12 protein-coding genes are annotated in these 12,689 nt (G+C 56.3%); 1 reads left to right on the top strand and 11 read right to left on the bottom strand.

Annotation, left to right across the window (positions count from 1 at the left end; translation table 11 throughout):
• Positions 1-11: 11 nt before the first annotated feature.
• The 7 genes from xylB to AC1ME2_RS00855 form a co-directional block, all read right to left on the bottom strand.
• Positions 12-1,493 (bottom strand): xylulokinase, encoded by a 1,482-nt coding sequence (gene xylB, locus AC1ME2_RS00885; RefSeq protein ID WP_480438739.1) that lies wholly within the window; start codon positions 1,491-1,493, stop codon positions 12-14.
• Positions 1,494-1,500: 7 nt separating this feature from the next.
• The gene (locus tag AC1ME2_RS00880) at positions 1,501-2,982 is read right to left on the bottom strand and encodes a mannitol dehydrogenase family protein (RefSeq protein WP_480438737.1); all 1,482 of its coding nucleotides are present in this window, start codon (positions 2,980-2,982) and stop codon (positions 1,501-1,503) included.
• A gap of 18 nt (positions 2,983-3,000) precedes the next feature.
• The gene (locus tag AC1ME2_RS00875; RefSeq protein ID WP_480438736.1) at positions 3,001-4,104 is read right to left on the bottom strand and encodes an ABC transporter ATP-binding protein; all 1,104 of its coding nucleotides are present in this window, start codon (positions 4,102-4,104) and stop codon (positions 3,001-3,003) included.
• A gap of 45 nt (positions 4,105-4,149) precedes the next feature.
• Positions 4,150-4,983 (bottom strand): carbohydrate ABC transporter permease, encoded by an 834-nt coding sequence (locus AC1ME2_RS00870; protein WP_480438735.1) that lies wholly within the window; start codon positions 4,981-4,983, stop codon positions 4,150-4,152.
• Positions 4,984-4,993: 10 nt separating this feature from the next.
• Positions 4,994-5,926, bottom strand: coding sequence for a carbohydrate ABC transporter permease (locus AC1ME2_RS00865; protein ID WP_480438734.1), 933 nt, complete (start codon positions 5,924-5,926; stop codon positions 4,994-4,996).
• A gap of 80 nt (positions 5,927-6,006) precedes the next feature.
• Positions 6,007-7,317 carry an ABC transporter substrate-binding protein gene (locus AC1ME2_RS00860; protein ID WP_480438733.1) on the bottom strand — a complete coding sequence of 437 codons (1,311 nt, stop codon included), beginning with the start codon at positions 7,315-7,317 and terminating at the stop codon, positions 6,007-6,009.
• A 241-nt stretch (positions 7,318-7,558) separates the two neighbouring features.
• Positions 7,559-8,464, bottom strand: a complete 906-nt coding sequence (locus AC1ME2_RS00855; RefSeq protein WP_480438731.1) for a helix-turn-helix domain-containing protein — start codon at positions 8,462-8,464, stop codon at positions 7,559-7,561.
• Between the two features lie 130 nt (positions 8,465-8,594).
• Between AC1ME2_RS00855 and cobF the strand changes: the two genes are divergently transcribed.
• The gene (gene cobF / locus AC1ME2_RS00850; protein WP_480438730.1) at positions 8,595-9,353 is read left to right on the top strand and encodes a precorrin-6A synthase (deacetylating); all 759 of its coding nucleotides are present in this window, start codon (positions 8,595-8,597) and stop codon (positions 9,351-9,353) included.
• Between the two features lie 51 nt (positions 9,354-9,404).
• Here cobF and AC1ME2_RS00845 read toward each other — a convergent pair whose 3' ends face one another.
• From AC1ME2_RS00845 to AC1ME2_RS00830, 4 genes are all read right to left on the bottom strand, one after another.
• On the bottom strand, positions 9,405-9,866 hold the full coding sequence (locus tag AC1ME2_RS00845) for a hypothetical protein (protein WP_480438728.1): 462 nt from the start codon (positions 9,864-9,866) through the stop codon (positions 9,405-9,407).
• A gap of 63 nt (positions 9,867-9,929) precedes the next feature.
• Positions 9,930-11,228 (bottom strand): glycosyltransferase, encoded by a 1,299-nt coding sequence (locus tag AC1ME2_RS00840; RefSeq protein WP_480438727.1) that lies wholly within the window; start codon positions 11,226-11,228, stop codon positions 9,930-9,932.
• Between the two features lie 136 nt (positions 11,229-11,364).
• Positions 11,365-11,883, bottom strand: a complete 519-nt coding sequence (locus tag AC1ME2_RS00835) for an Hcp family type VI secretion system effector (RefSeq protein ID WP_480438725.1) — start codon at positions 11,881-11,883, stop codon at positions 11,365-11,367.
• Between the two features lie 288 nt (positions 11,884-12,171).
• On the bottom strand, positions 12,172-12,540 hold the full coding sequence (locus AC1ME2_RS00830) for a response regulator (RefSeq protein WP_480438724.1): 369 nt from the start codon (positions 12,538-12,540) through the stop codon (positions 12,172-12,174).
• Positions 12,541-12,689 lie beyond the last annotated feature (149 nt).

Here is a 12,689-nt window from a genome sequence, read left to right as displayed (position 1 = left end):
GCTCCACGGCCTTAAAGTGCCTGTAAATAATGACGATAGCGGTCGTAGACCTGCTGATAAACGATGACATTCTCACGGATCGGCTGCGTTTCGCTGCTCGCGTCGAGGCTCACGCAACGCTGACACAATGCCTGCAAGCCCTGATGTTGTCCGTTTTCTTCGGACCAGCACCATGCGGCCTGTATCGCCGCGCCGAGTGCGGCGGCTTCACTGTGTTCGGTGCAGATGACGGGCGTGTCCATGATGTCCGCGACGATTTGCCGCCAGACGGGGCTTTTAGCCCCACCGCCGATCAAACGGATAGTTTTGCTCTGGATGCCATTGGCGCGCAGCAGGTCCAGGCCGTAGCGCAAACCAAACGTGGTGCCTTCGACCACCGCACGGCACAGGTTGGCCTGGCTCAGGTTGGTGCTGTTAAGCCCCAGAATGCTGCCGGTGGCATGGGGCAGGGCGGGGACGCGCTCGCCATTGAGGAAGGGCAGCATCAGCACCCCCTCGGCACCAATCGGCGCCTGGGCTATAGCGTGGTTGAAACTGTCGATATCCAGGGCAAACAGCTCGCGAATGGCGCTGGTTGCATTGGTCAGGTTCATGGTGCAAATCAACGGCAGCCAACCACCGGAAGAAGAACAGAAGGTCGCCACCGAGGCTTGGTCGCTGACCTGTGGCTGGTCCGCATAGGCGTAGACAGTGCCCGAGGAACCCAGGCTCATGGTGATCGAGCCGGGCTGGATATTACCGGTGCCGATGGCGCCCATCATGTTATCGCCACCTCCACTGGCGACAATAGCGTCCGGGTTTAGCCCCAGTAGGTGGGCAATCTGCGGACGAATCGTGCCAACGGCTTGCTGTGCGTCGATCAGCTCTGGCAGCGCTCGGCTCAAGCGGCCGCTGGGGTCGATATGCTCAAGCAGCGCCACGTCCCAAAGGCGGGTGCGGACGTTGAAATAGCCGGTGCCGGACGCATCGCCAAATTCGCTGCAACAGCGTCCGGTCAGCCAGTAGTTGAGGTAGTCGTGGGGCAGCAGGATCTTGTCGATGCGCTCGAAAAGCTCAGGGTGCTGCTCCAGAGTCCAAAGTAGCTTGGAGACCGTGTAACCCGGCGCGATAGCAACACCCAGGCGTGCCAGCGAACCGGCTTCGCCACCGAGATAGTCCAGCAACCGGTCGTTTTCCGGGGTGGATTCTGTGTCGCACCATAGCTTGGCCGGGCGCAATACGTCGCCCTGCTGATCCAGTAGCACCAAGCCGTGTTGTTGTCCGGAAACGCCGATGGCCTGGATTTGCGAGCCGCTGATGCCAGCCTCTGTCAGCGCATCACGGGTGGCTTGCTCGAACGCCGTGAGCCATTGCTGCACGTCCTGCTCGCGCCGACCGTTAGCAGCGATGATCAGGCTGTGCGGCGCGGCGCCCTGGCCAAGCACCTTGCCGCTCACGGCATCGAGCACAATGGCCTTGGTGCCTTGGGTGCCGCAATCGATACCCAGAAACATGCTCACCTCACGCGGTCTTGGCCAGCAGGTTTTCCAGTGTCTTGGCGACACCCAGTTCCCGCAGGCTGTTGAGGTTATGTTCGAAGGCCGCAACGAACTCGGCGGACTGCGCAATAGCCGTACCGAATATCTCTTCAACCTCCAGTAGCCGCTGAGTGATCAAGACATCGTCGGCGACCAGTGCCTGACAGAATTCTGCCCGAGGATCGGGGATGGGGTGAGTGTTGCCGGCTTCATCCTCTCCCTTGAGGTACAAGGCCCAGGCCGCCACCACCAGAGACGCTCGGTCGAGGTTGCCTTTATCAAGAATCAGGCGGTTGATGGTTGGCACGGTGAACTTAGGGAATTTCGATGAGCCGTCGGAGCAGACCCGAGCCAACTGGTCAGCAATCGCCTGATTGGAGAAGCGTTCGATCAGTGTGTCTTTGTAGCTTTCCAGGTCAATGCCGGGCACCGAAGCCAATTGTGGCGTGACATCCAGGTCCATATAGGCGCGTACGTATCGCACGTACAACGGATCGTTCATGGTCTCGTGAACGAAACGGTAGCCCTGCAAAAAGCCCAGATACGTGAGTGCCAGATGACTGCCGTTGAGCAGCTTGATTTTCATCTCTTCGTAGGGCGTCACATCGTCGGTGAACTGCACGCCAACCTTTTCCCACGCTGGTCGGCCGCTGACGAAGTTATCTTCCAATACCCATTGCACAAACGGTTCGCAGACCACGGGCCAGGCATCATCGACACCGGACTCATCGTGTAACTGGAGTCGATGAGCAGTGCTGGTCATGGGGGTGATGCGGTCGACCATGGCGTTGGGGAAGCTGACGTTGGCGGCGATCCAGTCATGCAGATCGGCATCGCGCAGGGCGGCGAAGGCCAGTAATGCCTTGCGTGCGACCGCGCCGTTATGCGGTAGGTTATCGCAAGACATTACGGTGAAGGCGGGCGTGGCGCTCGCTCGGCGTTTTGCCAGGGCAGCGCAGAGCAGACCGAATACGGTTTTCGGCGCAGTCGGGTGTGCAAGATCATAGTGAATCTGCGGCAAGTGCGCCATGAATTGGCCGTTGCTGTCGTCGATGCAATAGCCACCTTCGGTGATCGTCAACGAAACAATACGAATCTCGGGGCTGGCCAGTTTATCGATCAGCGCCTGCACGCCGTCTTCGGCCAGCAACATGTTGCTGATAGAGCCGATAATTCGGGTTTCTGTGTCGTCGGTATCACCGAGTTCACACAGCGTATAGAGGTAGTCTTGCTCGGCGAGGGCATCCCGCACGGCACGATCTTCCGGGCGCAGGCCAATCCCGCAGATACTCCAGTCGAGGCCTTCGCCCAGATTCATCAGCGCGTCGGTGTAGAACGCCTGATGTGCGCGATGAAAACCGCCAACGCCAATGTGGGCGATCCCTTGGCGAGTGTCGGCCCGGGTGTACAGCGGGCGAGCGACGGTGGCGGCGAGTTGTGAAAGGTTCTGCTTGTTTAGTTTCATGACGGCGGTCTCGAATGTTTAAGCGGCGGCCTGTAAGGCTCTGGTGATCACAAGGCCCTGAGCGTCGAACAAATGGCAGTGGGCGCTGTCCAGGTGCAAGTTCAGCGTTTCGCCATACTTGCTGGCCAGGTCCCCTCGGATACGCAGGGTCAGGGCTTCGCCTGAAGCGGTGCGCACATGGCAATACGTGTCGCTGCCCAGGCGCTCGCTGACGTCGGCGATCACCTGCATCTGACAGTCTCCGTCCCTGGCGATGTTCAAGTGCTCCGGGCGAATACCCAAGGTCACGGCGCTGCCGACACTCAGGCTGGCACCGGCCAATGGCAGGCTGACTTTGGCGCCGGCGTCCAGGGTGACTTCGCAGCCTAGGCTGTCCATACGGCTGACGGTGCCTTTGAGAAAGCCCATTTTCGGCGTGCCCAAAAAACCTGCGACGAACAGGTTGGCCGGGTGGTGATACAGCTCCAGCGGCGAGCCGATCTGTTCAATTTTTCCGCCGTTGAGGACCACCACCTTGTCGGCCAGGGTCATGGCCTCGACCTGATCGTGGGTCACGTAAATCATCGTCGCTTGCAGCTCTTTATGCAGGCGTGACAGCTCCAGGCGTGTTTGCACGCGTAACGCGGCGTCGAGGTTGGAGAGGGGCTCATCAAACAGGAAAATCTTTGGATTGCGCACAATCGCCCGGCCGATGGCCACACGCTGACGCTGACCGCCGGAAAGCTGTTTGGGTTTGCGCTCCAGCAGCGGCTCCAGTTGCAGGATGCGCGCCGCTTCGCTGACCTTGCGCTCGATATCGGCTTTGTTGCCACCGGCCAGATCCAGGGCGAATGACATGTTCTTGCGCACGGTCATGTGCGGATACAAGGCATAGGTCTGAAATACCATGGCCAGGTCGCGTTTGGCCGGGCTGACTTGAGTGATGTCGCGGCCATCGAGTTCAATGGTGCCAGCGGTGACCTCCTCAAGCCCGGCGATCAGCCGTAATAGCGTGGATTTACCGCAGCCGGACGGGCCGACGAAGACCACGAATTCACGGTCGCGAACATCCAGATCGATTCCTTGAATGATGGCATGGCCGTCGAAGCCTTTTTGCAGATTTCTGATACTCAGGTTAGCCATGTGGCCTCCGTTCTGTTCTGTTTTTATTCTAGAAAGATAGAAAGACTATTTGACGGCGCCGAAAGACAGGCCGCGAACCAGTTGTTTTTGGCTGATCCAGCCGAAGATCAGAATCGGTGCACAGGCCAGGGTCGAGACGGCCGAGAGCTTGGCCCAGAACAAACCTTCGGGGCTTGAGTAGGACGCGATCAGGGCCGTCAACGGCGCGGCGTTGGACGAGGTCAGGTTCAGTGACCAGAACGCTTCGTTCCAGCACAGAATCAGTGACAGCAGCGCCGTGGACGCCAGGCCGCCTTTGCAGATCGGCACCAGCACCCGGAAGATCTCTTGCAGGGTCGTGGCACCGTCCAGGCGTGCGGCCTCAAGAATGTCCGGAGGGATGTCCTTGAAGTAGGTGTAGATCATCCATACCACAATGGGCAGGTTGATCAGGGTGTAAATGATGATCAGGGCGAATCGCGTATCCAGCAGGCCGAAGGTTTTGGCCAGCAGGTAGATCGGCATGAGCACGCCCACCGGTGGCAACATCTTGGTCGACAGCATCCACAACAGGGTGCCTTTGGTCCGTTTGGTCTCGAAGAAGGCCATGGAGTAAGCCGCCGGGACTGCGATCAGCATGCACAGGGCTGTGGCGCTGAAGGAAATGAACACCGAATTCCAGGCGAAGTGAAAATAGTCACTGCGCTCCTGGATGTGCAGGTAATTCTCCAGCGTCGGGGTGAAGATGAACTGCGGCGGAGTGGCGAAAGCGTCGATCTCGGTCTTGAAACTGGTCAAAACCATCCAGAAAATCGGGAAGAACACCAGCGCCGCGATGGCCCAGGACAGGGTGCCAAGCAGCACGCTTTGCAGGCGGCGGGATTGTTTGAGCGTCATCATGGCAAGGCCCTCATGACTTGTCGGTGAGGTTTTTGCCAATCATCCGAATCAGGATGATCGCGGCAATGTTGGCAATGACCACGGCAATCAATCCGCCAGCCGAGGCCATGCCGACATCGAACTGCAGCAAGGCCTGGTTGTAGATCAGGTACGCCAGGTTGGTCGAGGCATAGCCCGGACCGCCATTGGTGGTGGTGAAGATCTCGGCGAACACCGACAACAGGAAGATGGTCTCGATCATGATCACCACAGCGATCGGCCGGGACAGATGCGGCAGCGTCAGGTGCCAGAAAATCGCCAACGGTCCGGCACCGTCCAGGCGTGCGGCTTCTTTTTGCTCCTGATCCAGCGACTGCATGGCGGTCATCAGGATCAGGATGGCGAAAGGTAGCCATTGCCAGGACACAATGATAATGATCGACAACAGCGGAAAATGAGCCAGCCAGTCCACCGGCTGCGCCCCGAAGAACTTCCATAGGGCCGCGAGAATCCCCGAGACAGGGTGGAAAATCAGATTTTTCCAGATCAGCGCGCTGACTGTCGGCATGACGAAAAACGGCGAAATCAACAACACTCGGACGATGCCTCGGCCAAAAAATTCGCTGGCTTCCAGCAGCGCTGAAATCAGAACCCCGAGAATTACGCTGATCGCCAGCACGCTCCCCACCAGCAACAAGGTGTTGGTGGCGCCGGGGATGAAACCGCTGTCGGTAATGAAGTAGGTGAAGTTTTCCAGGCCGACGAATTCGTTCTCGCCGGGATTCAGCAGGTTGTAGCGAATCAGCGAGAAGTAGATTGTCATGCCCAGTGGCACGATCATCCACACCAGCAACAGCAGTACTGAAGGGCTGACCAGGAACCAGCCAGGTTTGACCCGCCGACGCTTGGCCTGGGGGTGTTGACTGGACGTATCCAGACGGGGATTAACGGCTGAGGTATTCATGATGACTCCGAACCAGGGTGCGAGCTTCAACAGAGTGTCGAGGGGCAGTGGGCCTCTCGACACACGCAATAGTCAGCGGACTATTTCTTCGGGTAACCCGCTCGCTTCATGTCGCGCTCAGTCGAGTTCTGCGCGGCGGCCAAGGCAGCATCGACTGTCGTTGTACCCACCAAGGCTGCCGAGAATTGCTGTCCGACCGACGTACCGATGGCCTGGAACTCAGGAATGGTCACCAACTGGATGCCAACGTAAGGCACTGGTTTTAGCGTTGGCGTCTTGGGTGTGACCGCCTTTAATGACTCTAGAGTGATTTTGGCGAACGGCGCAGCGGTCATGTACGCATCGTTGTAGGTTGAAGCGCGGGTACCCGGCGGCACGTTGGCCACGCCGTCTTTTTCTGCAACCAGCGCGGCGTATTCCTTGGAAGTCGCCCAGGTGCTGAAGGTTTTGGCGTCAGCCTGGTTTTTTGCGCTGGTCGGAATGGCCAGCGCCCAGGAGTACAACCAGGCCGAGCCCTTATCCGTGACCTCGTGCGGCGCGTAAGTGAAGCCGACATGGTCGGCGACCTTGCTCTGGGTTTTGTCGGTCACGAACGAGCCAGCAACGGTGGCATCGACCCAGATCGCGCATTTGCCGCTATTGAACAAGGCCAGGTTTTCGTTGAAACCATTGCTCGATGCGCCGGGCGGCCCGGACTTTTTCATGGTTTCGACATAGAAGTTCAGCGCGTTTTTCCACTCAGGTTGATCGAACTGAGGTTTCCATTGCTCATCGAACCAGCGTGCGCCGTAGGCATTGGCGACTGTGCTGATCAGCGCCATGTTCTCGCCCCAGCCGGCCTTACCGCGCAGGCAAATACCGTATTGCTCTTTGTCGCGGTGGGTGAGTTTTTCAGCGAAGCCAGCGATCTCGGTCCAGGTCGGACGTTCAGGCATGGTCAGGCCTGCTTCCTTGAACAGATCGGTGCGGTAGTAGGTCATCGAGCTTTCGGCATAGAACGGCAGGGCATACAGCTTGCCGTCAACCGACAGGCCATCGCGTACCGAGGGGAACACGTCATCGAGTGCGTAGCTGGCAGGCAGGTCTTTCATCTCTTCCAGCCAGCCTTTCTGACCCCACAACGACGCTTCGTACATGCCGATGGTCAGCACATCGAACTGGCCACCTTTTGTGGCGATATCGGTGGTCAGGCGTTGGCGCAGAACGTTTTCTTCCAGCACGACCCAGTTGAGTTTGATGTCAGGGTGCTGTTGTTCGAAGGTTTTCGACAGGCGTTGCATGCGGATCATGTCGCTGTTGTTGACCGTGGCAATGGTCACTGTGCCAGCGAAGGCAGTACTGCCAAGTGCGAGACAGGTGCTGGCGAGTAGAACTTTTACTGAGGTCTTCATCGATCTCTCCTCTCCTGCGCCCTATGAGCTGCAGAAGGTCAGTTATTGTTTTTGTATCTTCCGGAGGTAAGGAAGACTGTGAACTGATTACAACGGTCTGAGAGGGAGATGACAAATCCTGCATGGCACTCAAACCGATACTATTTTGCACTCGTGATGGACGCGAAAATGCACTGAAGTACCGTTCCTGCATAGCGTCGGGCGGTTTCAGCGTAGTTGAAGGGGGCGAGGGCGGGGTGAATCAGTACAGGTTTTGTTCGGTCAGGCGCTGTACTGCCAAACGACGATAGTGCGATGGCGTCATGCCTTTGAGCTGCTGGAAGCGCCGATTGAAATTGGAAATATTATTGAACCCTGATTCGAAACACACATCGGTCACCGGCTTATCGCCATCCGCCAGCAGCTCGCAGGATTTACTGACGCGCAAGCGATTGACGAACTCGACGAAGCATCGGCCAGTCGCCTGCTTGAACACCCGGGAAAAATACGTCGGTTTCATGCCCAGGTACTCGGCCACTTCTTCAAGAGGCAGCTCGCGCGCGTAATGGGCGAAGATGTAATCCACGGCGCGGTTAGTGCGGTCGATACTGTGCTCATCGGCCAATTGCGGCGAGGTCGTGCCCGAGAGTAACTGGACATCGTCACTGGCGGCCAAAAGCTCCAGCAGAATGAGAAAATGCCCCAGCCGGCTGATGCCCCTGCTGTCAGCTATTTTTTGCATCAGCTTCATCGCCTGACGAATCGTGCGCTTGCAGCGAAACTCGATCCCATACTGCGCACGCTCCAGCAACGGGGTCAGGGTCTTGAGTTCGGAGAACACCTGATTGCCGCTCTCGAACAGTTCGTCGGTGAAATTCACCAGCATGTCGCGCTTGGGCACCACTTCGTCTTCGCCCACCTGGCTGATCCAGTTGTGCGGCAGGTTAGGCCCGGTCAAAAACAGGCTTTCGGGGTAGAAGTTACCGATGTAGTCGCCGATGAACACCTTGCCAGAGCTGGCGACAATCAGGTGCAACTCGTATTCCTTGTGAAAATGCCAGCGTACCAACGGACAGGGAAAACCATGCTCGCGATAAATTATCGACAGCCCGTTATGGTCGTCCATCAGTTCATAGGAGGGGTCGGTGATTCTTGTTGTTTTGGTCATGGGGTGGTCGTCGGTGATGATTCGCTCAGGTCCTAATGTGCACTATTTGGCTGAGGGGTAACATGGACTTAACGAAGGTACGTATGAAAGGGCACAAAATGAGGATAACCGTGGTTTTGGATGCGTACTCATGAAGAACATTCTGCTGATCGGCATCGGCGCAGGCAATCCTGAGCACATCACGGTTCAGGCCATCAACGCGCTGAACCGGACGAACGTATTTTTCATTCTGGACAAGGGCTATGCCAATGACGATCTCCTGCGTTTGAGGAAGGAGATTTGCCAGCGTTACGTGACGGGCGACGACTACCGCGTGGTGCAGGTGCAGGATCCGCAGCGCGAAGACGATCCTCAGTCCTATCAGGCGGGCATCGAGCATTGGCATGAGCAGCGCGCCGTATTGTTCGAGCAGCTGATTGGCGATGAAGTGGGCGAAGGGGAGGTGGGTGCTTTTCTGGTCTGGGGCGATCCGTCGCTGTATGACAGCACCCTGCGAATTCTCGACCGGGTACTGGAGCGCGGCGCGCAGTCGTTTGAGTATCAGGTCATTCCGGGCATCACCAGCGTTCAGGTGCTGGTCGCCCAGCACCGGATTCCATTGAACCGTATCGGTGAGCCGATCCAGATCACCACTGGCCGACGACTGGCGCAGAGCCAGGGTGGTGATATCGACAATGTCGTGGTGATGCTCGACGCCCATTGCACGTTCGACACCCTGATCGATACCGACCTGCACATCTATTGGGGCGCCTACCTGGGCACCCCGGATGAAATCCTGATCGCGGGTAAACTCAAGGACGTCAGTGCTGAAATTCGCCGCGTCCGCGAAGCCGCCCGGCGTGAGAAAGGCTGGATCATGGACACTTATTTGTTGCGCAAACCGCGCTGAGGCCTTCACAGGGTTGCCTGCGAAGGTAACAATGCGGACTGCAATTGAATTTTACGGATGACCGGTTTTACCGCTGGTCGACGTCAGATTGATATTTACCACTGTGTAGCTATCGCTGCCAGTTTGCCGAATTAGCGCCTGGCTATGAAACTGATTAATGCGGCCAGTAACCCGAATATCCAACTCCGCGCCGCGGCTTTCGACGTTTACCTCCGGATCTTTTGTTATCAGAAAGGGTTGTTCATCGGCGAGCATAGAGAGAATTTCCTCATCTGTGGTCAGGCCTTTACTTAGGTAGTATCTGTAGCTGAACCCCACTGTAGCGCCACCCCCATTGGTACTGACACCGTAGACAAAGCCATCATCGGCCAATGGGTATTTAAGAAAAACCTTATCCAGCTCGGGAGGGTTCTGGGTGGTGAGCCATGTCCAGCCGTTATAGCCCAATGAAGATAAAAGTAAGAAATAGAGAAAAAAATGTTTAGTCCGCATAGTGACCTTTGGCTTGCGCATTAGTAGCGTGTTGGCGCGCTGCGTTGAGACAGAGTTAACCGCTCCGCCCCTTCAAACTCAACGCTAAGTTCGATTCTTGGCCTCGATCCATTGGGCCATGTACTGGGTACTTTTATGGTGATGGTGCCGCAGCATGGCCCCGGTGAAATTATCGGTGCGATGCTGTTGAAGGTTCTGTCGGCAGGCCTCGATTCGGGCCATCAGGTTTGCGCAGTGTTGCTGATGTTGATACCGCGCCTTCACGATCGCCCAGCCCTTGGCTTGTGCTTGTGTCCACAGGGTTTGATCCCGATAAAGCTCGACGGCGGCAGCTGCAATGGCATTGGCGCTGGTGGCGACCGCGCCTGGCCACGGCAGCTCGCCGCTCATGGCTTCGGCGCCGATGGGTGTGGTCACATTGGGTGTGCCACACAGCATGGCGTCGATGATCTTGCCTTTGATACCGGCACCAAAACGCAAGGGTGCCAGACAGACTCGGGCCCCCGACATGACTTCAAGTGCATCTTCGGCCCAGTTCATCACATGAAACCCCTGCGCCGCATTGTGCAGGGCCGTGGCCTTAGGTGGGGTGTAGGCGCCGTAGATGTGTAACTGCGCAGACGGTAACTGTTGACGAATCAGCGGCCAGATCGCGGTTTTCATCCATAGCACCGCATCCCAGTTCGGCGCATGGCGAAAATTACCAATACTCAGGAAGTGCGCCCGCTCCTCGAAGGGCCGGGCGCTGCTTGGCGTGCCATCGAGCATCAGCGGGCACCAATGCAATAACGCCATGGGTAGCCTGAACTGATCGACGAGCAGGTCGATTTCTACGTCGGAGATCATCAGGCTGATGTCGGCGCGGTAGATCGCGGCAAGTTCGCGCTGGGCCAGATCGCTTGCAGCCATCGGCGAAAAAATAGCGTGAGATGAAAAACTAAAAAGATCAGTTAAATCATCACTATCAGGATCTTTCTTTAAGTGATTCTTGAGGAGTTGATGCCGTGCATTGCGCAGACTTTGCAGGTCTGAGGTTTCGAGAATGCGCAGTGCATCAGGACAATGCTTCTCCACGCGCCAGCCAAATTGTTCTTCCATCATGAATTGGTCGAACAACACGATATCCGGCTGCAGTTCGCTTATGAACGCATCGAAGCTGCTGTTGTTGAGTTCGATGCAGACTTCGGCAATGCCCAGTGATGCCAGATCAGCTTTGTGTTCGCCTTCGGTTGCCGGGCTGCTGAAGGTGATTTGCCAGCCTTGTTCGAGGAAGCACGTGATCAGTTGCATCATGTGCCCGCTCGCCGCCGATGAGCGCGGTTCTGGCCAGACATAACCAATAATGAGCACGTGGGTGGTGACGTTCGAGTGGGGCTGGCTCATGTGCGGAGATTTCTGGGTGGTCGGAAGGGGCGCAATTAAACCACAGGGAGGATAGTCGGCAGTTGTCTCGATAGGTGGGCACTACAAGAACATCGACCAGCAAAGCTGGCCGATATTGCGTAGCACTCAGTCTGTTTTAGGCAGCATTGGCGGTTCGCCAGTCATCGGAACCGGAAGTGCCAGATATCTCATGGGTCCAGACTATTTTGCGGTAGGTGAAGTAAACATCTTCCAGTTGAGTGAAATGCGAAGTCGCCGGGTCCTGGCAATTGGGCATGCGGGACTGCACGTCGACGATCAGGGCATCTGTCAATTCAATGCTGAAATAATGCTCTGCCCCGCCGGTTGTCGCCGTCCGGTAAAATGCAAGATGGCAGTGGTTTAACAGCTCGCCAGTGACCAAGGCCTGGTAAATCAGTGGTGTGGCTTTGTCGAAAAATTTGGTGATCATCAGCGGTTTATGTACGCGCTGGCCCGTAGGTTGGCCGGATTGCGGGTCGCGGGGGACGATGACTTGATGAGCAAAGGATTGAACCAGGATCTTGTTTTCGTGACCCTCCTGATAGCCATTGCCGATAGATTGTAAAGATGAACTACCAGCGGTAATCGCGCCTTGTTTGCTGCCTTCTAGAATCAAATACGCAGGTATTGGCATGAAACGCTCCTTTCAGGATAAACAGAGGGTGCCCGCAAAAATCAACGTATTGCGAACACTGTTTTGTATATCAAGAGCTATGCCAGAAAATATTATTCCTTATAAAACATATAGATAGCTTTGTTTATTAAAGCTATTTAGAGGTATGTGGCAGTCATTCGACCTCGGCTGAGCAGGTTCTTGCGCACGCTAGGGGAGTATCTTGCGCATTTGATAACAGCCTGTGAAGGCTAGGTCAGGCAGGCCTTTTGGCCATTGGCAGATTGAAATTACGCAAAAAGCTACCCATCAGACCTTCGGGTCCAAAATCCCCTTCACCTTGTCCCGCAACTGATCGATGGAGAACGGTTTGCCAATGATGTGCATGCCTGCGGGCACCTCGATATTTTCTGCATATCCGCTGGCGAACAGCACCGGCAGGGTGGGGCGCAATTGTCGGGCTGCGATCGCCAGGTCGCTGCCCGTCATATCGGGTAACCCTTGATCAGTCATTAGCAAATCTATGGTTTTTTGAGTGTCGCCCAGGTGAGCGAGCGCGCCTTTCGCGTCAGAGGCGTCAAACACGGTGTAATCCAGCTCTTCAAGCACGTCGACGATCAGCATACGCACGATTTTGTCGTCTTCGACCACGAGGATGGTGCTGGCTGCTGTGGGCATGAGGTGTTCCCTGTAAAAAAGACAGTGATTCGCGGCTGATTATTTCTGTTAACGCGTTAATGAGTATATAAAAGACGGCTTCAAGTTAAAAATCGCTGGAAAACTATCCATTTGATTTTTTTGCTCGATTCATCATCCAGATGAAGTTT

Source organism: Pseudomonas sp. ASL9 (assembly GCF_056680335.1).
Note: the sequence above shows the minus strand (reverse complement) of the source record. Positions and strands in the feature narration are given on the sequence as shown.